The organism is Flavobacterium sp. ALD4 (assembly GCF_002836475.1).
GTDB lineage: Bacteria > Bacteroidota > Bacteroidia > Flavobacteriales > Flavobacteriaceae > Flavobacterium.
The window spans coordinates 449,587-473,880 of record NZ_PJBJ01000030.1 but is presented as its reverse complement, the minus strand read 5'-3'; the positions used below and the strand labels follow the sequence as shown (position 1 = coordinate 473,880).

Annotated in this window: 13 protein-coding genes; all 13 read left to right on the top strand. The window is 35.6% G+C overall.

Translation table 11 applies throughout. The features are described 5' to 3' along the window. Positions 1 to 2 precede the first annotated feature (2 nt). The 13 genes from CXF59_RS10710 (at position 3) to sprA (ending at position 24,265) form a co-directional block, all read left to right on the top strand. Positions 3 to 548 carry a cytochrome c gene (locus tag CXF59_RS10710; protein WP_101137776.1) on the top strand — a complete coding sequence of 182 codons (546 nt, stop codon included), beginning with the start codon at positions 3 to 5 and terminating at the stop codon, positions 546 to 548. A gap of 27 nt (positions 549 to 575) precedes the next feature. Next, on the top strand, positions 576 to 2,033 hold the full coding sequence (locus CXF59_RS10705) for a quinol:cytochrome C oxidoreductase (protein WP_101138525.1): 1,458 nt from the start codon (positions 576 to 578) through the stop codon (positions 2,031 to 2,033). Positions 2,034 to 2,052: 19 nt separating this feature from the next. Next, a complete protein-coding gene (locus tag CXF59_RS10700; RefSeq protein ID WP_101137775.1) occupies positions 2,053 to 3,210 on the top strand; it encodes a cytochrome c oxidase subunit II in 1,158 nt (385 codons plus the stop codon). A 28-nt stretch (positions 3,211 to 3,238) separates the two neighbouring features. Continuing rightward, positions 3,239 to 5,023 carry a cbb3-type cytochrome c oxidase subunit I gene (locus tag CXF59_RS10695; RefSeq protein ID WP_101137774.1) on the top strand — a complete coding sequence of 595 codons (1,785 nt, stop codon included), beginning with the start codon at positions 3,239 to 3,241 and terminating at the stop codon, positions 5,021 to 5,023. Between the two features lie 154 nt (positions 5,024 to 5,177). Beyond that, the gene (ruvB, locus tag CXF59_RS10690) at positions 5,178 to 6,200 is read left to right on the top strand and encodes a Holliday junction branch migration DNA helicase RuvB (RefSeq protein ID WP_101137773.1); all 1,023 of its coding nucleotides are present in this window, start codon (positions 5,178 to 5,180) and stop codon (positions 6,198 to 6,200) included. A 36-nt stretch (positions 6,201 to 6,236) separates the two neighbouring features. After that, positions 6,237 to 7,157 carry a tRNA epoxyqueuosine(34) reductase QueG gene (queG, locus tag CXF59_RS10685; protein ID WP_232758918.1) on the top strand — a complete coding sequence of 307 codons (921 nt, stop codon included), beginning with the start codon at positions 6,237 to 6,239 and terminating at the stop codon, positions 7,155 to 7,157. Positions 7,158 to 8,302: 1,145 nt separating this feature from the next. Beyond that, positions 8,303 to 11,311 (top strand): SusC/RagA family TonB-linked outer membrane protein, encoded by a 3,009-nt coding sequence (locus tag CXF59_RS10680; RefSeq protein WP_232758828.1) that lies wholly within the window; start codon positions 8,303 to 8,305, stop codon positions 11,309 to 11,311. A 23-nt stretch (positions 11,312 to 11,334) separates the two neighbouring features. After that, positions 11,335 to 12,867, top strand: a complete 1,533-nt coding sequence (locus CXF59_RS10675) for a RagB/SusD family nutrient uptake outer membrane protein (RefSeq protein WP_101137770.1) — start codon at positions 11,335 to 11,337, stop codon at positions 12,865 to 12,867. 678 nt (positions 12,868 to 13,545) lie between these two features. Next, positions 13,546 to 13,686, top strand: coding sequence for a hypothetical protein (locus CXF59_RS15420; RefSeq protein WP_232758826.1), 141 nt, complete (start codon positions 13,546 to 13,548; stop codon positions 13,684 to 13,686). A gap of 81 nt (positions 13,687 to 13,767) precedes the next feature. Beyond that, positions 13,768 to 13,866, top strand: coding sequence for a CBS domain-containing protein (locus CXF59_RS15415; protein ID WP_232758916.1), 99 nt, complete (start codon positions 13,768 to 13,770; stop codon positions 13,864 to 13,866). 269 nt (positions 13,867 to 14,135) lie between these two features. Further along, positions 14,136 to 16,418 (top strand): NADP-dependent malic enzyme, encoded by a 2,283-nt coding sequence (locus tag CXF59_RS10665; RefSeq protein WP_101137769.1) that lies wholly within the window; start codon positions 14,136 to 14,138, stop codon positions 16,416 to 16,418. A 94-nt stretch (positions 16,419 to 16,512) separates the two neighbouring features. Then, a complete protein-coding gene (ruvA, locus tag CXF59_RS10660; RefSeq protein WP_101137768.1) occupies positions 16,513 to 17,094 on the top strand; it encodes a Holliday junction branch migration protein RuvA in 582 nt (193 codons plus the stop codon). Between the two features lie 25 nt (positions 17,095 to 17,119). Then, positions 17,120 to 24,265 (top strand): cell surface protein SprA, encoded by a 7,146-nt coding sequence (gene sprA / locus CXF59_RS10655; RefSeq protein ID WP_101137767.1) that lies wholly within the window; start codon positions 17,120 to 17,122, stop codon positions 24,263 to 24,265. The last annotated feature ends 29 nt before the right edge of the window (positions 24,266 to 24,294 follow it).

Below are 24,294 nucleotides of genomic sequence, written 5' to 3'. Positions count from 1 at the left end.
ATATGAAAAGGGTATACAAAATAACACTACTATTTGGCATTACTATGTTAGTAGCATCTTGCCATAATAATTTAGCACCGAACTATCAGTACTTTCCTAATATGTATGAATCAATTGGCTATGAAACCTATTCAGAGTCGAAAGCGTTCAAAAATGGTAAGGAAGGTCAGCTTCCTGCAGTTGGGACTATAAAAAGGGGATTTGAACCGTATGAGTATGAAAATTCAACGGATGGGTATGAGTTGGCGAAAGCTAATAGCAAATCTCCACTAGATTCTTTAGATAGAAACTCTGGCGAAGGACAGGCACTTTTTGAAATTTATTGTATAAGTTGTCATGGGGCCTCCGGTAACGGTAAAGGTAAATTAGTAGAAAGAGAAAAGTTTCTTGGTGTTCCAAGTTATAAGGACAGAATTATCACTGAAGGTAGTATTTTTCATATTGTTACTTATGGTATTAACTCAATGGGATCTCATGCTAATCAAGTTGATGCTCACGAGCGCTGGTTAATTGCTGACTATGTTCTTAAACTGAAGAGCAAATTATAATTGTTGAACAAACTGATCGTAATAGATATGTATACATTTTCAAGTAAATTAAAAAGTTTCTCTATAATCTTAATGGCCTTGGGTCTTTTAGGAATTGGGTATGGCTTTTTTACTGCACCTAAAAATATTCAAGAAGTTGAAAAAATTCTTGCTTCTGAAAGCCATGGAGAACATGGTGAGGTTAAGCATGAAGTTACTACTGATGGTGCCGAGGCGCATGAATTAGTAGCTAGTCATAAAGGTGTGAAAGAGTCTGCGGAGACTACTGAACCTAATATGGTAGAAGAGAGTCATGATGAAGTTAAAGGGGCTGTTGCGGCTACTGAAACCCATGAAGGGGTTGTTAGTCATGATCAAGTTAAAGAAGCAGCTGAGCATGAAGAGCATTTGACTCATGTGCTGCATCAATTGCAAAACAAACCATGGGCGGCTTTATATGTGGCTTGTATTTTCTTTATGCTGATTACTATGGGAGTTTTAGCGTTTTACGCTATACAACAAGTTGCACAAGCAGGTTGGTCTCCTGTTTTGTTTAGAGTGATGCAGGGGATTACGGCTTATTTGCCATATGGTTCTGTAATTTTCTTCATAATTTTAATTTTATGTGGTCTTCACTTTAATCATTTGTTTATCTGGTTAGATCCTGAAGTTGTGGCTCATGATGAGCTTATAGCGACCAAATCAGGGTATTTAAATTTTCCCTTTTGGATTGCCAGAGCAGCTATATTTTTGATTGGTTGGAACTTATATAGATATTATTCTGCTAAAAACTGTTTAGCGCAAGATGAATCTAATGATGATAGTTTCTATAAGAAGAATTTTAATATTTCTGCAGGATTTTTGGTATTCTTTATTGTAACAGAGTCAATTATGTCGTGGGATTGGATTATGTCTATAGATCCTCACTGGTTTAGTACATTGTTTGGATGGTATGTATTGGCGAGTTTCTTTGTAAGTGGTATTACTATGATAGCAATGGTTACTGTATACTTAAAATCAAGAGGGTATTTAGAACATGTAAATACAAGTCATATTCATGATTTAGCAAAATTTATGTTTGGTTTTAGTATTTTCTGGACTTACCTTTGGTTTTCGCAATTTATGTTGATATGGTATGCAAATATACCCGAAGAGATTACTTATTTCATAACGAGAATAGAATTGTATAATCTCCCATTTTTTGGTGCGGTTGTAATGAATTTTGTTTTTCCTATATTGATTTTAATAAATACAGATTTCAAAAGAATCACTTGGATACTCGTTATGGCAGGTGTAGTAATATTAGCTGGACATTATATTGATTTCTTTAATATGATTATGCCAGGTACGGTTGGAGACAGATGGTTTATTGGAATATCAGAAATTGCTTCTGTTCTTTTCTTCTTGGGGTTATTTATATTTGTTGTTTTTACAGCATTGGCAAAATCTCCTTTATTACCAAGAAGAAATCCTTACATCGAAGAGAGTAAACATTTTCATTATTAATATTTAAAGAAAGAAACAGATGACAAGTTTGTTGGTAATTATAGTTTTAGTTTTATTAGCTGTTGCTTTATGGCAATTGACTAAAATATTTGACCTTACTCAAGTAGGTTCGGAAACAGACAGCTCTCAAGTAGCTTCTGATAATGATAATAATGTTCAGGGTTATTTAATGTTTGGCTTTTTAGCCTTTATATACATTTTTACAATTTACGGTCTGTATACATGGGGTCCGCTTGTGCTTCATACGCCTGCGTCTGCTCATGGTGCTGAAGTTGATAACCTTATGAATATAACGTGGGTTTTAATTTTTATAGTTCAGGCTATAACGCAAGTGCTGTTATATTATTTTGCTTTTAAGTATAGAGGGAAGAAAGATAGAAAGGCGTTATATTTTGCTGACAATAATAAGTTGGAAGCCCTATGGAGTATAATTCCGGCGGTTGTATTAGCAGGATTGATCCTTTATGGTCTGTATGCTTGGACAAACATTATGTTTATCGATGAGGATGATGATGCTATTGTAATTGAATTGTATGCTCAACAGTTTAATTGGACTGCTAGAGTTTCAGGAGACGACAATGTATTAGGAAAAGCGAATGTGAGGTATATCGAAGGTGTAAATATTTTGGGTGTCGATTTATCTGACCCTTATGCTCAGGATGATATAGTAGTTAAGGAATTACATATTCCAAAAGGAAAGAAAATACATTTTAAGATGAGATCTCAAGATGTTCTTCATTCTGCATACATGCCCTATTTTAGAGCGCAAATGAATTGTGTTCCAGGAATGGTTACCGAATTTGCTTTTGAGCCAATTTATACTACTGCTGAATATAGAGAGTTGCCGTATATGGTTGAGAAAGTAGCTAATATTAATGCAATACGAGCTAAGAAGAGTATTGCGTTAGTTGCTGATGGCAAAGTTGCATTGGATCGTTATAGTTTTGATTATTTGCTTCTTTGTAACAAAATATGTGGGGCATCCCATTATAACATGCAAATGAAAATCATTGTAGATACACCAGAAGATTATAAAATTTGGTTGAAAGAACAAACTGTCTTAGCAGCGCAAGTGAAGGCTTCATTAACACCGGCACCAGTTGAGGATGCTATTATGGGGGTTGATAGTTTAAAGGCAAAGGATACAGCATCTGTTGCTAAAATTGCGATGAAGTAATTATTAAGAATATTTAAAGTATACATATATGTCAGCAGAAGTTCACGATCACGAACACGAACACCATCACAAGCAAACTTTTATTTCTAAGTATATATTCAGTCTTGATCATAAAATGATTGCTAAGCAATATTTGATCACAGGTATTATAATGGGTATTATCGGTGTAGGAATGTCATTGCTTTTTAGAATGCAATTGGCGTGGCCAGAGGAATCTTTTAGGATTTTTAACGTACTACTTGGTGATAAGTGGGCGCCAAACGGCGTTATGACCAATGATATTTATTTATCGTTAGTTACTATACACGGTACCATAATGGTCTTTTTTGTATTAACAGCAGCGTTGAGCGGTACCTTTAGTAATTTATTGATACCCCTCCAAATTGGGGCACGTGATATGGCTTCCGGTTTTATGAATATGCTCTCTTATTGGTTGTTCTTTTTATCCAGTTTAATAATGATTTCGTCATTATTTGCTGAATCTGGTCCAGCAAATTCGGGTTGGACGATTTATCCTCCTTTAAGTGCTTTACCGCAGGCAATTGGTGGGTCTGGATTGGGTATGACGTTATGGTTGATTTCGATGGCTATCTTCATTGCTTCGTCCTTAATGGGATCGTTGAATTATATTGTTACCGTTATCAATTTGAGGACAGAGGGTATGTCCATGACTAGGTTGCCTTTGACTATCTGGGCTTTCTTTGTAACAGCTATCATTGGTGTGGTTTCCTTTCCTGTATTGTTGTCTGCTGCGCTGTTATTGATTTTTGATAGAAGCTTCGGTACTTCTTTTTTCCTTTCTGATATTTATATTGCTGGTGAAGTATTACATTACCAAGGTGGTTCACCGGTTTTGTTTGAGCACTTATTCTGGTTTTTGGGTCATCCAGAGGTTTACATTGTACTGTTGCCGGCCTTAGGTATCGCATCAGAAGTGATTGCAACTAATTCGCGTAAGCCAATCTTTGGTTATAGAGCGATGATCATGTCGATTATTGCCATTGGTTTTCTATCGACTATTGTTTGGGGGCATCACATGTTTGTATCAGGTATGAATCCATTTCTGGGTTCAGTATTTACTTTTACAACTTTATTGATCGCTATTCCTTCCGCGGTGAAAGCTTTTAATTTTATAACTACGCTATGGAAAGGTAATTTGCAATTTAATCCCGCCATGTTATTTGCTATTGGGTTAGTCTCTACCTTTATCACAGGTGGTTTGACCGGTATTATTTTAGGTGATAGTACGCTTGACATAAATGTTCATGATACTTATTTCGTTGTTGCGCATTTTCATTTGGTTATGGGGATATCTGCGTTGTACGGGATGTTTGCAGGAATATACCACTGGTTCCCACGTATGTTTGGGAGAATGCTTAATAAGAATTTAGGTTATATTCATTTCTGGATTACTGCTATATGTGCTTATGGTGTGTTTTTTCCAATGCATTTTATCGGTTTAGCTGGTTTACCTAGACGTTATTACACTAATACAAATTTTCCATTATTTGATGACTTACAAAATGTTAATGTGCTGATAACTACATTTGCATTGATAGGTGGGGCATTCCAATTAATATTTTTATATAACTTTTTTAGTAGTATATTCTATGGTAAGAAATCTGTTCAAAATCCATGGAATTCTAATACTCTCGAATGGACTGCGCCTGTAGAGCATATCCATGGTAACTGGCCTGGAGCCCTTCCTGTGGTTTATCGTTGGCCATATGATTATAGCAATCCTAATTATGAGGAGGATTTTGTTCCGCAAAATGTTCCAATGAAAGAAGGTGAAGAAGTTTTACATCACTAAATAAATAAAAAGGCCTTTACTTTGTAAGGGCTTTTTTTATTTTTAGTTTAAGAATCATAGGGTCTCTTGATCCACTGCTTAGATTATTGGGTTTATTTTTGAACTCTTTTATTTGCGCTGTATTATACTGGCTACTTTATTTTATCTTTGTTGTATGAATGAAAATTTAGATCCAACAACAAGTGGGTACAATTCGGAAGAATTTGATCTCGAAAAAAAATTGAGGCCATTATCGTTCGATGATTTTGCTGGGCAAGATCAGATATTAGAGAACCTAAAAGTTTTTGTCGAAGCTGCAAATCAACGAAATGAAGCTTTAGATCATACCCTCTTCCATGGTCCTCCTGGTTTGGGAAAGACTACGTTGGCTAATATATTGGCTAATGAACTGCAGGTGGGTATTAAAATTACTTCAGGTCCTGTTTTAGATAAACCAGGAGATTTAGCAGGGCTGTTAACCAACCTAGAAGAAAGGGATGTTTTGTTTATTGACGAGATACATCGATTAAGTCCTATTGTTGAGGAGTATTTGTACTCTGCAATGGAAGATTTTAAGATTGATATTATGATTGAGTCGGGGCCAAATGCGAGAACTGTGCAGCTTAATCTTAACCCATTCACTTTGATCGGTGCTACCACACGTTCCGGACTTCTCACAGCTCCTATGCGAGCGCGTTTCGGTATTTCGTCTAGACTACAATACTATACTGCGGAACTATTGACTACAATCGTTGAAAGAAGTGCATCGATACTGAAAATGCCAATTTCGATGGAAGCTGCTATTGAAATTGCAGGTAGAAGTAGGGGAACGCCGCGTATAGCAAATGCGCTGCTACGGCGTGTACGCGATTTTGCGCAAATAAAAGGAAATGGAACAATCGATATCGAAATAGCGAGATATGCATTAAAAGCACTTAATGTAGATGCTCATGGTTTAGATGAAATGGACAATAAGATTTTGAACACTATTATTGATAAATTCAAAGGAGGTCCAGTTGGTTTGTCTACGTTAGCTACTGCTGTTTCTGAAAGTAGTGAAACAATTGAAGAGGTATATGAACCTTTTCTGATTCAGGAAGGATTTATTATGAGGACACCTCGAGGTAGAGAAGTTACTGAGAAGGCATACAAACATTTAGGTAAAGTAAATTCAAATATTCAAGGAGGATTGTTTTAAGGTGAAAATAAACTTTCCGTTACTAAAGAGATTAATATTCAGTCAAAATCAAAATACACGCAATTTATTAAATCCGAAGCTATACGTCTTGGATTCTTGTCTTGTGGTGTTTCTAAAGCCGGATTTCTTGAGGAAGAAGCGCCCCGATTAGAGAAATGGTTAAAGAAGAATCAGAATGGGCAAATGTCTTATATGGAGAATCATTTTGACAAGCGTTTAAATCCCACTTTATTGGTTGAAGGTGCTAAAAGTGTAGTTTCTTTGTTGTTGAATTATTATCCGGGGCAAAAACAAAATGAGGATGCGTATAAGATTTCTAAATATGCTTATGGTGCCGACTATCATTACGTAATCAAAGATAAGCTCAAAGAGTTGTTGTTTTCCATTCAGGAAACGATTGGTGAAGTTTCTGGCCGTGCTTTTGTCGATTCTGCTCCGGTGTTAGATAAAGCTTGGGCAGCCAAAAGTGGCTTGGGATGGATTGGTAAAAATAGTAATTTGCTAACTCAAAAAGTTGGTTCATTTTATTTTATTGCAGAACTCATCATTGATTTAGAATTAGACTATGATTACGCTGCGACGGATCACTGTGGCACTTGTACAGCTTGCATAGATGCTTGTCCCACTCAAGCAATCGTGGATCCTTATATAGTCGATGGTAGTAAATGTATTTCTTACTTTACTATTGAATTAAAAGAAAATATTCCGCAAGAGATGAAAGGTAAGTTTGCGGACTGGGCGTTTGGTTGTGACATTTGTCAAGACGTTTGTCCTTGGAATAAATTTTCGAAACAACATAATGAGCCTTTATTTAGCCCTAATCCGGATTTATTGTCGATGACTAGGAAAGATTGGGACGAAATCACCGAAGAAACTTTTAAGGTAGTATTTAAAGACTCTCCTCTTGAGAGAACCAAATTTTTAGGTCTGAAACGAAATATGGATTTTCTGAAGTGATTGGCATTTTTTTTAGAGATGATGCTCTTGTAATAACAATTGTCTCTATTGAAATTGTTATAGGTACAAGTGGTTCGTTTAGCTTGTGAAAATTCATTTGCACCAATAATAGATTAGATGGTTTTATAGCCATTTGATGAGTGGGTTGGTCTACCGTACTTAGTATCGGTTTGAGTACTTTAGGCATAAACCAATTACTCTACTTGTTTGGGAATGTTAATTTCAATATCGTTAAAATACGAAAGTACTTCTACAGCTACAAGATCTGTAATTACAAAGATGCTATCTACATTAGATTGTTCACGAATAATATTAAACTAATTTATGTTTTAGTTTTGGCGTTCTAAATAGTTTGTCGAGTAAACTCGATTTTTTCTTGAAAGGTTATATGTTCTAAAGTATCCACCATACGAGGGTCAACGAGTATATTGGGATCTTTTATTTCTTCTTATAACGAATGTAGCGTCAATGGCATTTTGTCTATTTGATTGATGTACAGCCTGTATTTTGATTATCAAACTTCATTTTGTTTTTCCTTTTTACATCATATTCTTCTAACAGTACTAATCCCATTTTTAAAAGGAGGGGAATAATGTAGACGTTTATTGATGGGTTTTGAATTTTAAAGCATGCCGATAGTGGTTAGCAATATAGTAGGTCGCTTTCGCCACAAAAGCAAAAGTAACAAAGCATAATGTGAGTTTCGGTATTTAATAGCACATTTGCCATATAGAAGTGGTCTTTATTGCTGTTCATTCATCTCCTTAATTGCGTTCGTAGTCAATGCAATTGAGGACATTTTGTTTTTAATAGTATTTTAAAAATAAAATTTAAATGCTGGAAGTTCGTTTATAAATCTTTATCGAAACAGCTACAAAAATTCAGTAGTGAGCACTCTTGTTGGAGTAAGTATTGGGTTTCAAGTAAATCTTAATTAAATAGCATAATAGTGCTATTTTAGTATATTTTTTATAGTTTGTATAAATTAAAAAGTAATTTTTTATGGTATTGATTTTAATTTAAAAAAAATATTTAATCTACGAAAACGTTGTAGTTAATAACTTCTTAAAGTTGTGTTAAAATTTTTACTAAGTTTGATCCTGTTAAAAACCAAACTAAATTATTAATTAACTTATTTATTACGTATGAAAAATAGTCTAACCAAAGGCTTGATGATGTTTCTAACAATACTTTGTACAAGTTTGACCTACTCTCAACAGGTGACTGGTACGGTATCAGATTCGAACGGACCGCTCCCAGGAGCATCTGTTTTAGTAAAGGGAACAACAAATGGAGCACAAACTGATCCAGATGGTAAATTTACTATCAAAATTACGGGTTCAAATGCCGTTTTAATTTTCACTTATATTGGCCTTGAAACCCAAGAAGTGAATGCCGCAGGAAAAAGTGTTATAAATGTAACATTGAAAAGTGATTCTGCCGAGCTACAAGAAGTAGTAGTCGTTGGTTACGGAGTTAAAAAGAAAAGTCTAGTTACAGGTTCAATCTCTAGCATTAGTTCAAAACAAATTGAAAGTAGCTCAAATGCAAGGGTAGAACAAGTTCTTCAAGGTAGAACATCAGGTGTAACTGTAGTATCCTCTTCAGGATCGCCGGGTTCTGGTGCAAAAGTGAGAATTAGGGGTGCTGGATCTAACGGAAATTCAGATCCATTATATATAGTTGATGGAATGAAAGTGAGTACTATTGAAAACCTTGCTCCTAGCGACATTGCTAATGTAGAAGTATTAAAAGATGCTGCATCGGCAGCAATTTACGGTACTGAAGGAGCAAATGGAGTCGTTATCATTACCACTAAACAAGGTAAAGTGGGTGACATCGTTGTGAGTTACAACTCTCAATTTACTACGCAATCAGTTAGGACCAAAATGGAGCTAATGGATGCGTCGCAGTTCGTTACTTATTTTAATGAAGCAGGTAATACTGCAATAGTTGACAATGGAATAAATACTAACTGGATCGACGAAACTTTTCAAAATGCTTTTGCTCAACGTCATGATCTTAGCATTTCTGGGGCTTCAGAAAGAACAAATTATTATTTGTCTGGAACTTTTTTAAATCAAGAAGGTATAATTGGTGGCGCTGATTCTGCATACAAAAGATACACATTGAGAACCAACATTAAAAGTCAAGTTAAGGACTGGTTAGAAGTTGGTGCAAATATTTCCTACTCAAATACAGGTTCTTCTCCAATTTCTGAAGATGATTCAACTGGAGGTGTTGTGAACCACTTATTAATAATAGACCCATTAACTCCTGTGTTTTATGATGGCGCTTTGCCACAAAGAGCAATAGATGGAGTTGCTGCCGGAACGGCAATGGTAGACTCTAACGGAAAAGTTTATGGATATCCTACCTATTCAAATGGAGAAGTGATGAATCCAGTTGCAGAAACAAACTATAGGTTTAGAGGTAATATTGATACTGACAGGATGTTATCAACAGTATATGCTAAACTTACTTTAGCTGAAGGATTGTCAGTGACTTCAAGATTAGGATACGAAAGATCAAACTCAATTGATAGTAGATGGAATCCAATTTACTATATAACATCTGAGGCTCAAAACTCATCTGTAACTTTACGAAACAATATTTCTAGAAATTCAAGATGGTTATGGGAAAATTTTGCTAGTTATACAAAAGAAATTGGAAAACATAACTTTACAGGTTTAGTGGGATACTCAGCTGAAAAAAGAAAGAATCCATATTATTCTTTAAAAGGTTCAGAAGTTCCATTGCAGTCAGAACAATTCGCTTATTTCGATTTCACAAACAGAGATAATGATGTTATCGGTGGAAATATATATCAAAAAAATATGAATTCTGTTTTCGGAAGATTATCATATGATTATAATGGAAAGTACCTTCTAGAAGGGTCTTTAAGATATGACGAATCTAGTGTATTTCCAAAATCGCAAAAAGGGGGTTACTTTCCTGCTGTATCTACAGGATGGGTTGTTTCAAAAGAGGGCTTTTGGAACAATGATTCAAAAATCAGTTACTTAAAGCTAAGAGGAAGTTGGGGACAAAATGGTAGTGACGCCAATTTAGCAGGAAATGGAGACATTCAAGTTTACAAAACAGTAGATGGTGCTGCGTCAGTGGTTTATGAAGGAGTTAGTGGAGTAACACCTGGTGATCTTGCTAATCCGAAATTAACATGGGAACGTTCAGAACAAATAGATTTAGGAGTTGATTTAACTGCTTTTAACGGTAGATTAAATTTCACTGCAGACTATTACAAAAAAACCACAAGAGACTTAATTATTCCTAATGGGAATATTATTGCTCCTCCTTCTTTAGGACAAACGGTTGGAGCTATAAATGGCGGAACAGTTGAAAATAAAGGATTAGAATTTGAAGTGGGTTATTCTGACAGAACGCAAGGTGGTTTACAATATGGTATCAACTTAAATCTTTCGACTTTAAAAAATAAAGTTACAGAAATAATAGTTCCTGCTGCTTTAGTTGGTGCTGGTGCACCACAAAATAATGACGGTGTTACTCGTTTTGAACAAGGACGTCCTCTATGGTATTTTTACGGATATAAAACTGATGGAATTGATCCTGCAACAGGGAAAGTTATAAAGGTTGACACGGATGGCGTTCCAGGAATTACTTCTAATGATAAAACAATAATTGGCTCTCCTCAACCAAACTTACTTTTTGGCGGAAGTTTTAATATGTCTTACAAAGGTTTCGATTTCAATCTTATGTTTCAAGGAACAGAGGGTAATGATATTTTTGCAGCTTACCACCAACCATCAAGACCTATTACTAATAAATCTGTCGAATTTTTCAACGATAGATGGGTGCCAGGAAAAACTGATGCAAAATATCCAGGTGCAGCAAATGTAATAGAATCGTATGATACTGATTTAATGGTGCAAGACGGTTCTTACTTGAGAATCAAACAAATTCAAGTTGGATATAATTTCTCTAAAGATGTAGTTCAAACATTGAAATTGAGAAAATTAAGACTCTACTTGTCATTAGATGACTACTTTACGTTTACTAAATATAGAGGTTTAGATCCAGAATCCGGAAGTTTTGCTGACAATAGCATAGGAGTTGATAGAGGATTTTATCCTATTCCTGCAAAAGCATTATTAGGTTTATCACTAGAGTTTTAATTTTAAAAAAACAACAATAAATTATGAAAAAATTAATGTACGGTACTATAGTTATGCTTTTTATAAGTGTAGGGTGTAGTAATGATTTTGTGGAAATCGCCCCCGTGGGTGTTTTAGAAAGCGATACCTTTCTTAACAAGGAAGAAAATGCAGAACAAGCCCTTATAGGTTTGTATGACTTAATGCAATACAATTATGCTAAAGACTGGTCAAGTGCTTATTTTTTAAAGGTACTACCAGGAGATGAGGCTAATGCAGGAGGAGGTAGTTCTACCGATCAACCACAACTACAGGATATTGATGATTACACAAATGTATCTGTATCAAACGCAAGTATATTGAGTGTTTGGAATTTATATTATAGAACAATTGCGTTGTCTAATGCAATTATTAATAAGGCTGAAGCAGGATCTCTAACTAATAAACAATTTGTTTTAGCCGAGGCTAAATTTATTAGAGCATATTGCTACTTCGAATTAACCACTATGTGGGGTGATGTTCCTTTACGTTTAACAAACCCAACAGAGTTGAATGCTAAAGCCTTTGGATTAGCAAAAAGCCCAAGAGCTGCTATTTATGTCCAAGTAAAGAAAGATTTAATAGATGCTATCGCTGGTTTACCATCTAGAGGAGCCGTTAAGCAGAATTTTAGAGTTTCAAATGCTACTGCTCAAGCCTTATTAGGTAAAGTATTAGTTTTTGAAGGAAAATATTCTGAGGCTATTCCTTACCTGGCTGCAGTTATTTCAAATCCAGCGTACGGATTAGAGGCAACTCCTGCAGATGTATGGTCAGTAAAATCAGAGTTTGGTAAAGAGTCTTTATTTGAGTTAGGTTATATTTCTACTAAAGGATATGACTGGGGTAATGTTGTTTGGGGTGGTAGAATGGAAAGTAATTTACACGTTCAATTAATGGGACCTCGAGGAGATGGAGTTTTTAATCTTGCAGGGACAGGACTTATAAATGGATGGGGATTTAATCTACCTACAGCTAAAATTGTTAATGCCTTTCAGGCGGCAGGTGATGTAAACAGAAAAGCAGCCACTGTTATGACTGAAGCTGAACTTGTTGCTAAAGGAGGAGGTAGAGCCGGTTCCCCTTGGGATTATCAAGGTGCGATTAGAACAAAATATGCTACTCGTACTTCTGACACAAATGAAGCTGGAATTCAAGAGTTGAATTACACAACAAACTGGAGGTTGTTAAGATATTCAGAAGTGCTATTATTAGCTGCTGAGGCTTATAACAAAGCGACTCCAAATCTAGATGCCCAAGCAAGAATCGAATTAAACAAAGTTAGAAAAAGAGCTGGCCTGGCAGATGTGTCACCAACACTTAGTGGGACAGCTTTATTTGATGCCATTGCTAACGAAAAGTTTTTAGAACTTGCCTTTGAAGGTCAACGCTTTTGGGATCTAGTAAGATGGGGTAAGGCCAGTACTGAATTAGCAGGAACTGGTTATACTGCAAAAAATAATCTGTTTCCTATTCCGGTTAACGAAATTAACTTGAATGATGCGCTAACTAACGCAGATCAGAACCCAGGGTACTAATAATTAGATTAAATACTATAAAAAAAAATCAACGTCGTAAGGCGTTGATTTTTTTTGCAGTTAAAAGAGTTTTTCAAATTCGTTATTAAGAATCACAAGTAAGCGTTTAATAGTATCACTTTTAAGGAATATCAAGAATGAATAATTATTTGGTTATTTGATACCTTATAGACTAGTTCTCCAGAAAAACGGAACTGCTATTAGAAATTCTGAATCAGATTATTGTAAGACATCCATCAAGGAAGTATTATACATAATTATGACTGGGAGTATTGTCAATTTCTACTTTGAATTATTGGAGTTTGTATTTTGCTTTTTCTTTTGTGAATTTTTTCTCAATGTGGTTTTCCTCTTTTTTGATTACCTTCTTTTGACAATAAGCCAATTTAACTTTTAGTTTACAGCCTAATACTCTTTCTGTATTTCTTTCGCCATTTTATTTTGGATAAGTACGATACTTCTCGATTGGGTTGGTACTTAATCCGAATATATCAGGAAGGAGGCCTTGGATAGTAAATGCATCTTAGTAAGATAGTTTGCGAATTTTGAATAATGGATTTTATGCGAAATTGAATACTGTGCTTTATCGGAAGATTTTTTGTTGACTAATTTTTTTATAAAAAAGCAACTATTTATGGCCTGTTTTTTTTAACTTTATAATCAACTAAAATTTTTAAGGTGACTGTAAGTCAAATATTTAGCGCAAAGGGAAATGTTGTTTACTCTATCGTTTCAAGCATTACGGTTTATGAAGCCTTAAAAGTAATGGGAGAGAAAAAAATAGGAGCTGTTTTAGTAATTGAGGATAATGTACTTTAAGGAGTGCTTTCTGAAAGAGATTACGCCAGAAAAATTGTATTGAAAAACAAAGCTTTCAAAGATAGTCTTGTACATGAAATCATGGCGCGAGATTTTATTACGGTTAAATCAACAGATAATCTTGATTATTGTGTGGAATTGATGAGTACAAAAAGAATCAGACATTTACCAGTTCTTTAAAACAATGCGGTTTTGGGTGTGATTTCGATAGGAGATGTAGTGAAATCTATCATAGAAATTCAAAAAGAAACAATTTAGTATTTGGATTATTATATTAATGAAAAAAAAACATAATTAAGAATAGAAATAGTATCGTAAATAGCTGAAAATTAGTCTGGCTATTTTTTTTTATATCAGAGAACGGTTGTTTTTTTATAAAAGAATAGGAGAATTGCCTACTTATTAAAGTTACTCTTATATCTTTGTGAGCTAGAATAAAATCTAAAAAAATGAATCAGAACAGCAAGAGAAGAGAGGCACTATTATATCACGCGAAGCCAACTCCCGGTAAAATACAGGTAGTTCCAACAAAGAAATACGCAACACAAAGAGATTTGTCTTTAGCCTACACACCAGGCGTGGCAGAGCCTTGCTTAGAAATTGCAAAAGATGTCAATAATGTATACAAATATACAGCTAAAGGTAATTTAGTTGCAGTTATTACAAATGGAACGGCAGTTTTAGGGCTCGGAGATATTGGTCCTGAAGCTTCAAAGCCGGTGATGGAAGGCAAAGCGCTATTGTTTAAAATCTTTGCTGATATCGATGTTTTTGATATTGAAGTAGATGTTAAGGATATCGACAAATTCATTGAGACAGTTAAAGCGATTGCCCCTACTTTTGGAGGAATAAATTTAGAAGACATTAAAGCTCCTGAGTCATTCGAAATTGAAAGGCGATTGGTCGAAGAACTTGACATACCCGTAATGCATGATGATCAGCATGGGACGGCAATCATTTCATCTGCCGCCTTGTTAAATGCACTCGAATTAGCAGATAAGAAAATTGAGAATGCGAAAATAATAGTTTCTGGCGCAGGTTCTGCAGCTTTAGCTTGTGCAAATTTATATGTACAGCTGGGAGTTAGTGCGGCAAATATTATCATGTTTGATAAAGACGGAGTTTTGTCTAAAGACAGAACAGATTTGTCATTAATACAAAAACAGTACGTAATTGAAACAAAAGGCTTGACATTAGCGGAGGCGATAAAAGGAGCAGATGTTTTTTTAGGACTTTCTGCAGGAAATGTTCTTTCTGCTGAGATGTTGCTATCAATGGCAGACAATCCTATTGTTTTTGCAATGGCAAATCCGGTTCCTGAAATAGATTATCATTTAGCGAAAGCTACTCGGACAGATATTATTATGGCTACGGGAAGATCAGATTATCCTAATCAGGTTAATAATGTCCTCGGGTTTCCCTATATATTCCGTGGTGCATTAGATGTTCGTGCTACAAAAATTAATGAAGCTATGAAAATGGCGGCTGTCAGAGCGCTTGCCGCTTTAGCAAAAGAATATGTTCCTGAACAAGTAAATATTGCTTACGGTGCGACCAAATTGATTTTTGGACGTGATTATATTATACCTTCTCCATTTGATCCAAGACTGATTAGTGTTGTTGCACCAGCAGTAGCAAAAGCAGCAATGGATTCTGGAGTTGCCCTAAATCCTATTACGGATTGGGATAAATACGAGGAGGAGCTTTTAGACCGATTGGGTAATGATAATAAAATGGTTCGATTAATTACCAATAGAGCTAAAATCGATCCTAAAAAAATCGTATTTGCAGAAGCCGATCATTTAGATGTTCTAAAAGCAGCCCAAATTGTTTTAGACGAAGGCATAGGCCAGCCCATTTTATTGGGTAATATGGAAATAATAATAGAGTTGAAAAAAGAATTAGGTTTTGAAACCGAAGTCGAGATTATAGACACTAAAATTTTTGAAGAAGACGAGCGAAGAAATAGATTTGCAATTAAGTACTGGGAAGCCAGAAAAAGAAGAGGAATCTCTTTGTTGGATGCTCAAAAATTAATGCGCGAAAGAAACTATTTTGCAGCAATGATGGTGAATGAAGGTGAAGCAGATGGTTTAGTTACAGGATATACCCGAAGTTATTCATCAGTGGTTAAACCGATGTTGCAACTTATCGATAAAGCACCGGGAGCATCTATTGTTGCCACTACAAATATGATGATGACAAAGCGTGGGCCGATGTTTTTGTCAGATACTGCCATAAATATTGACCCCACTGCCGATGATCTTGCCAAAATTGCTATTATGACTGCGAAAACCGCCAGAATGTTTGGTGTTGAACCAGTTATTGCCATGGTTTCATTTTCAAACTTTGGGTCTTCTACAGATCCAAGTGCAGCAAAAGTACGAGAGGCTGTAGCTTATTTACATAAAAATCACCCAGAAATGGTTATTGACGGAGAGGTTCAGGCGGATTTCGCTTTGAATCCTGAGATGTTGAAAGAAAAGTTTCCATTTTCTAAACTGGCCGGTAAAAAAGTGAATACTTTGATTTTTCCAAACCTTGATTCTGCTAATATTACTTATAAATTATTGAAAGAATTAAACCAGGTGGATTCGATTGGGCCAATTATGTTAGGTATGGGGAAACCAGTGCATATCTTTCAATTGGGAGCAAGCGTAGAAGAAATGGTTAATATGGCGGCCATTGCCGTTATTGATGCTCAGGAAAAACAGAAGAAAAAAAATAAGTAGAATTTTTTTTTAAAAAAAAGCACTCCGTATGCATCACGGAGTGCTTTTTTTAATTCTAAAAATTCTTAATTTATATTAAATACAAAACAATTAAATGATAGCACATTTACAAGGTAAATTAGTAGAAAAAACACCAACACATGTAATCATTGATTGTGCTGGTATAGGGTATCACGTAAACATCTCGCTACATACCTATTCTTTGCTCCCAGATGCTGATTTTATAAAACTGTTTACTCATCTTCAAATAAAAGAAGATGCACATACTTTATTTGGATTTATTGAAAAGTCAGAAAGAGAGATTTTTAAAATGTTACTTTCAGTTTCAGGTATTGGAGCCAGCATAGCCAGAACAATGTTGTCTTCATTAGATCCAAAACAGATTACAAATGCAATTGCATCAGGTGATGTTGTTACGATACAGTCGATTAAAGGAATTGGCAGTAAAACCGCTCAAAGGGTGATACTTGATTTGAAAGACAAAGTATTGAAATTATATGATTTAGATGAAGTTTCAATGTCGCAAAGCAATACAAACCGAGATGAGGCGTTATCAGCTTTGGAGGTTTTAGGTTTTGTGAGAAAAACATCAGAAAAAATTATCGAGAAAATAGTGAAAGAAGACCCAGATGCTTCTGTGGAATCTATTATTAAGAAAGCTTTAAAAAACTTATAAAACCAAACTTAAAAACACGAATTGTATGCGTAAAATTTGTACTTTTTTGATTGTTTTATTTTGTGGTTCGGTATCGCTGGCTCAGGTAAATGAACAAACTCAAGATACCACAAAAACTGGTTTTGCTTTAGGAAAAGTCCAAATAAAAGATCCTCAGAGTGTCCTGTCTGCTTATACGTACGACCCGGCTACCAATAGGTATATTTACACCAATTCAGTTGATGGTTTTTCCATTAATTATCCAATCATATTAACTCCAAAAGAGTATGAGAGTTTAGTGCTGAAAGAATCAATGAGAGATTATTTCAAGCAAAAGACTGATGCTATCGACGGTAAAAAAGAAGGTAGTGAAGCTGCCAAAAAAGATCTGTTGCCAAAATATTATGTAAATTCAAGTCTTTTTGAATCAATTTTTGGTAGTAATACGATCGATGTTAAGCCTACCGGTTCCGTAGAAATGGACTTGGGGGTGCGCTACACAAAGCAGGACAATCCGTCTTTTTCTCCAAGAAACAGATCCAATTTGTCTTTTGACTTCAACCAAAGGATAAGCATGAGTTTAATGGGGAAAGTAGGTACAAGACTTAATGTAAACGCCAACTATGATACACAATCCACTTTTGCATTTCAAAATTTATTTAAATTAGAATATGCTCCTTCAGAAGATGATATTATTCAAAAAATTGAAGTCGGAAATGTAAGTATGCCTTTGAATAGCTCATTAATTAGAGGGGCACAAAGTTTGTTTGGGGTGAAGACCCAATTGCAGTTTGGAAAAACAACCGTTACTGGTGTTTTTTCAGAACAAAAATCACAGACAAAAAGTGTGGTATCTCAGGGTGGCGGTACAATACAGGATTTTGATATTTTTGCACTCGATTATGATAGTGACAGACACTTTTTCTTATCCCAGTATTTTAGAAACAAATACGATGCTTCATTAAAAAACTATCCGTTTATTGACAGCAGGGTTCAAATTTCAAGATTAGAAATTTGGGTCACTAATAGACAAACTCGAGTAAATACCACTTCTAATAATTTAAGGAATATCATTGCGCTTCAAGATTTAGGAGAAGGGCAACTATCAGGGATTCCCGACAATGAAGTGGTAGTTTTGGATCCTTCAACAGGGATGTTCAATAGCCCTTTTGACACCCCTTCCAATAACGCAAATAACGATTATGATCCTGCGCAAATTTTAGCTGGAACAGGTTTGCTTAACAAAAACATTCGCGAAATCGTAACTTCAAGTTCAGGGTTTAATGTCACTGTAAGTGAAGGGCAAGATTATTCAAAATTAGAAAATGCCAGAAAACTGAACCCTAATGAATATACGTATAATGCCCAATTAGGTTATATTTCGCTACAACAAAGACTGGCTAATGACGAGGTTCTAGCAGTAGCCTATCAATATACTATTGGTGACAAAGCATACCAGGTGGGAGAGTTTGGGAATGACGGTGTAGATGCAACCATTGTTACTGGTAACACCCCCTCAAATCAGGCAATTATCACGCAAAGCTTAATATTGAAAATGCTGAAAAGCAATTTAACCAATGTTAAAAACCCGGTTTGGAATTTGATGATGAAAAACATCTATCAAATTCCCGGAGCCTATCAGGTGAAGCAAGAAGACTTCAGGTTCAATATCCTTTATACAGACCCGTCTCCGTTAAATTACATAACTGAAGTACCTGGAAGCCCTTTTCCCCCTAGCCCAACACCTGGTAATCGAGTTGCAGAAACACCATTATTGAAAGTGTTCAATTTAGATAAATTGAATTATAATAATGACCCGCAAACCGGAGGTGATGGTTTTTTTGACTTTTTGCAAGGTATTACGGTTGATTCTCAAAATGGGCGACTAATATTTACAACCAAAGAACCATTTGGGGAATTACTGTTTTCTAAACTATCTAATACGGGTTCAGGAGAAAATTATAACGATGCCAGCACTTATAATCCAAATCAAAAGAAATATGTTTTTAGAAACATGTATCGCAACACACAATCAGGCGCGCTGCAAGACAGTGAAAAAAACAAATTTCTTTTAAGAGGGAAGTATAAATCGACGGGCGGTGATGGAATACCAATTGGGGCATTTAATGTGCCAAGGGGTTCTGTTGTTGTTACTGCAGGCGGAAGAATTTTAGTGGAAGGAGTCGATTACAGCGTGAATTATCAATTGGGGAGGGTTCAAATTTTAGATCCCGCACTACAGGCTTCAAATACGCCAATTAATGTTTCTTTAGAAAACAATTCGGTTTTTGGTCAGCAAACCAGACGTTTTATGGGCGTAAATGTAGAGCATAAAATTTCAGATAACTTTTTGGTTGGTGGTACTTTTTTAAAAATGTCTGAACGACCGTTCACTCAGAAATCAAGTTTTGGTCAGGAATCGGTCAACAATACTATTTTTGGATTCAATACTAATTTTTCTACAGAAGTTCCTTTTTTGACTAGATTAGTGAATAAGTTACCAAACGTCGATACAGATGTGCCGTCAAACTTATCTGTAAGGGGAGAAATAGCATTTTTAAAACCGGATTCGCCAAAAGCAGACCAGTTTGAAGGGGAGTCTACTATCTATGTCGATGATTTCGAAGGGTCTCAAACTACCATCGACATGCGTTCTGCATATTCGTGGAGTTTGTCTTCCACTCCGGACAGAAATACGCGAAGTAGTTACGATTTTAATGCAAGTGCTAATGATTTGAGTTATGGTTTTAAAAGATCCAGACTGGCTTGGTATTCAATTGACCCTGTGTTCTATACTCAAAAACCTTCTGGAATTTCAAATGACGACTTGTCATTTAACACTACGAGAAGAGTCTACAGTGAAGAGCTTTATCCTTTAACGGACATTGCGCAAGGACAATCACAAGTAATAAATACGTTGGATTTAAGTTATTATCCTTCTGAAAGAGGTGCGTATAGTAATAACCTAAATTTTGCGGCAAATCCTACAGAAAATTTTGGAGGAATCATGCGATCTTTAAATTCTACTAATTTTGAGCAAGGGAATGTGGAATACATTCAATTTTGGGTAATGGATCCTTATGTTGGAAAAGGAGCTATTCCTCAAAATAATTCAGGAAAACTATATTTTAATTTAGGAGAGATATCAGAAGATGTTTTAAAAGACGGAAGGAAACAATATGAAAATGGTCTTGGGCCAGATCAAATACTGGTGAATCCAAGACCAATATGGGGAGATGTTCCTGCTTCACAATCTTTAATCTATGCATTTGATGCTAATGCTAATAATCGATCCAATCAGGATGTAGGGTTAGACGGATTGTCTGATGCTAACGAAGGAGCTGTGTATACTAACTTTGCTTCCGAAGCGGATCCTGCGGCGGATGATTACACCTTTTACTTGAATACTTCCGGGAATATATTGGAACGATATAAAAATTACAATGGAGTTGATGGGAATTCTGTGGTAGATATCACCAATGCAAATAGAGGATCATCCACGGTTCCTGATGTTGAGGATATCAACAGAGATAATACGATGAATACTATCAATGCCTATTATGAATATAGCATCGATGTCAAGCCGAACCCTACTATTGGGAAGAATTATATAACGGATATTAGAGATACTCAGGTCACATTGCCCAATGGTGAAGTTACTGATTCAAGATGGATTCAGTTTAAAATACCTGTTACGCAACCGGAGAACACGATAGGAAATATTTCAGATTTTAGGTCGATTCGTTTTATGAGGATGTTTATGACCGGTTTTGATCAAGAAGTAACGGTACGTTTTGGAGCTTTGGATTTAGTGAGAGGGGAATGGAGAAGGTATACCAATACGCTTGACTTCAATGATACAAATGTAGCCGATGATAGAACAGAGTTAGACGTGGCAGCCGTAAATGTTCAGGAAAACAATCAAAGATGTCCTATTAATTACATAACGCCTCCGGGAGTACAGCGAGAACAATTGTTTAATAATAATACAATTATCAATCAAAACGAACAATCATTGTCGTTAAGGGTTTCTGGTGACGGATTGGAACTTGGAGATTCCCGAGCAGTTTTCAAAAATGTAAGCATTGACATGCGTCAGTTTAAAAAACTTAAAATGTTTTTGCATGCTGAGTCATTACCAAATGAAACTACGCTTAGAGATGACCAAATGGTAGGGTTTATTCGTTTTGGAAATGATTTTACTCAGAATTTTTACCAAATCGAAATTCCTTTGAAAGTGACTGTGCCCCCGGCATCAGGGACTTCAGATTGTTCCCCTTTGAGTGCCGAGGAAGTATGGCCCGAAGAAAACGAAATAGATTTGTCTTTGGCATTATTGACCCAATTGAAAATAATGGCGATGAGTGTCGATTTAAGTACTTTGCCTTTGGATGGGATTTATTATCAAAATGAGGATGAGCTAAATTCTGCTTTAGGAAATAAACCAAATAAGCTAAGATTGGGGATCAAGGGAAATCCTAATTTTGGATTAGTTCGAACTTTGATGGTGGGTGTGAAAAGTAATGAAACGCGTCAGGATCTTAAAGGGGAGGTTTGGTTCAATGAACTTCGCTTAGCGGATATGGATAATCAAGGAGGGATGGCTGCCGTGTTAAGCGTTGACTCTAATCTTGCTGATTTTGCCACAATTTCTGCTACAGGAAAGAAAAGCACTATTGGTTTCGGGGCATTGGAACAAGGGCCAAATGAAAGAAGCCGTGAAGATATTCAACAATATAATATCGTTACAAATATTAATTTAGGGAAATTACTACCTCCAAAATGGGGTGTTAATTTACCTTTTAATTATGCCATTGGCGAAGAAACAATTACTCCGGAATACGATCCTTTTAATCAGGATATAAAACTAAAACAGTTATTGGATAACACTACCGATTCTGCTGAAAAAGACAATATTTCAAGTAGAGCCATTGATTATACTAAACGGATGAGTATCAATTTTATTGGAGTCAGAAAACAAAGAAGCCCTGAACAAAAGCAACACGTTTACGATCCGGAAAACTTTACTTTTTCTCAATCGTATAACAAAGTGGAGCGACATGATTTTGAGATTGAAGATTATGTAGACCAGCAAGTTAATTCATCAGTTGACTACGCCTTCAGTTTTCAGCCAAAACCAATTGAGCCGTTTAAAAAGACGGAATTCATGAAGAAAAGTAGCTATTGGAAATTGCTCAGTGATTTTAATTTTAATTATCTGCCTTCTAACATATCATTTAACACGAACATTAACAGGCAATACAACCGTCAGCAATTTAGACAGGTTGATGTGCAGGGAATAGGTCTTGATCCTTTGTATAGAAGAAATTTTGCATTCAACTATCAGTATGGATTTAATTATAACCTGACAAAATCTTTGAAATTAAGCTATACAGCCTCATCAAATAATATTGTGAAAAACTATTTGAATGAGGACAATGAGCCTATCGATAGTTTTACGATTTGGGATAGTTATTGGGATATTGGAAGTCCAAACCAGCACATGCAACAATTGGTTTTAAATTATGAGATTCCAATTAACAAAATTCCATTATTTAGCTTTGTGAAGGCTAATTATTCCTACACGGGGGACTACAATTGGCGAAAATCGTCAAATGCATTTTCTCAACTAAAGGATATTGGGATCCCGGATTTAGGGAATACGGTTCAGAACGCACGTTCTAACAACCTGAATACGAGTTTTAATATGGAAATGCTTTATAAGTATTTAGGACTGACAAAAAATTCTGGTAAGCCAACAAATAGACAGAAAGCTCCAGCTCCAAAACCAGGAGAGAAAGTGTCGAATACTAGTACAAAATCACAAGCTCAGAACAATGAATTTATTAATGGTTTAATGGGAGTTTTGACAAGTGTAAAAAACATTCAAGTTAACTATACAGAGAATAGTGGTACCGTTTTACCGGGTTATACGCCAAGTGTTGGGTTCTTAGGTTCGTCAAGGCCATCACTGGGGTTTACTTTTGGGAGTCAAGATGATGTTCGATATGAAGCTGCAAAAAATGGTTGGCTTACCAATTATCAAGAGTTTAACCAAAATTTTACTCAGGTAACCAATAAGATGTTTAAGGCAACGGCAAATGTAGATTTGTTTCCAGATTTAAAAATTGATTTAGCTGCTGACAGGTCTTATTCTAAGAATTTTTCGGAACAATATAATGTTTTAGACGGTCAGTATTATTCACTTTCCCCTTATACCTATGGTCTTTTTTCTATATCTACTGTTCTGATAAAAACATCGTTTTCGACAAGCGATGAAAATTCTTCTGCAGCATTTGATAACTTCAGGACTAACAGACTCGTAATTGCAAACCGATTGGCTTCTGAGCGGGGTATAGATATTAATAACCCGAGTAACCTTGATTCGGATGGATATCCATTAGGACTTGGTAAAAACAATCAAGCCGTATTGTTGCCCGCTTTTATGGCCGCTTATTCAGGAAGTGATGCGTCAGGCGTTTCTACGGGGATTTTTAGAAGCATACCTATTCCGAACTGGGCGGTAAAATATAGTGGACTGATGCGTTATGACTTGTTCAAAAGGAATTTTAAAAGGTTCTCTTTGCAACACAATTACAGAGCGTCCTACACGATTAATCAGTATCGTTCTAATTTTGATTATGATAAAACACCGGACGGAGTTGATGCGAGCGGTAACTTTTTTAACAAAACAATCATGTCTAATGTCAATTTAGTAGAGCAGTTTAGTCCGCTTATACGAATGGATTTTGAACTAAAAAGTTCATTAAAAATCCTTACTGAAATCAAGAAAGACAGAGCCTTGTCAATGAGTTTTGACAATAATTTATTAACAGAAGTAAAAGGGATAGAATATGTTGTCGGTTTAGGGTATCGATTTAAGGATGTGATTTTTAGTTCTAGGTTGGCAGATAATCCTTCAGGTATAATTAAAGGGGATATCAATATGAAAGCGGACTTCTCCTATCGTAATAACCAAACTATAGTCAGGTATTTGGATTATGATAATAATCAATTAGCTGGGGGGCAAAATATTTGGTCTTTGAAATTGACGGCAGATTATGCCTTCAGTAAAAACCTGACCGCTATTTTCTATTATGACCACTCTTTTTCAAAAGCAGTAATATCGACCTCGTTTCCTCTTACAAACGTTCGTTCCGGATTTACGCTTCGATATAATTTTGGGAATTAATTTATTGAAATCTAAACTATATTTGAATA

Bases quoted from the DNA above. Each gene is read 5' to 3' on its own strand.
- CXF59_RS10665 (WP_101137769.1), top strand. From the start codon at position 14,136: ATGAATCAGAACAGCAAGAGAAGAGAGGCACTATTATATCACGCGAAG.
- CXF59_RS10710 (WP_101137776.1), top strand. From the start codon at position 3: ATGAAAAGGGTATACAAAATAACACTACTATTTGGCATTACTATGTTA.
- CXF59_RS10695 (WP_101137774.1), top strand. From the start codon at position 3,239: ATGTCAGCAGAAGTTCACGATCACGAACACGAACACCATCACAAGCAA.
- CXF59_RS10700 (WP_101137775.1), top strand. From the start codon at position 2,053: ATGACAAGTTTGTTGGTAATTATAGTTTTAGTTTTATTAGCTGTTGCT.
- CXF59_RS15415 (WP_232758916.1), top strand. From the start codon at position 13,768: ATGGCGCGAGATTTTATTACGGTTAAATCAACAGATAATCTTGATTAT.
- ruvA (WP_101137768.1), top strand. From the start codon at position 16,513: ATGATAGCACATTTACAAGGTAAATTAGTAGAAAAAACACCAACACAT.
- ruvB (WP_101137773.1), top strand. From the start codon at position 5,178: ATGAATGAAAATTTAGATCCAACAACAAGTGGGTACAATTCGGAAGAA.
- sprA (WP_101137767.1), top strand. From the start codon at position 17,120: ATGCGTAAAATTTGTACTTTTTTGATTGTTTTATTTTGTGGTTCGGTA.
- CXF59_RS10680 (WP_232758828.1), top strand. From the start codon at position 8,303: ATGAAAAATAGTCTAACCAAAGGCTTGATGATGTTTCTAACAATACTT.
- CXF59_RS10675 (WP_101137770.1), top strand. From the start codon at position 11,335: ATGAAAAAATTAATGTACGGTACTATAGTTATGCTTTTTATAAGTGTA.
- CXF59_RS10705 (WP_101138525.1), top strand. From the start codon at position 576: ATGTATACATTTTCAAGTAAATTAAAAAGTTTCTCTATAATCTTAATG.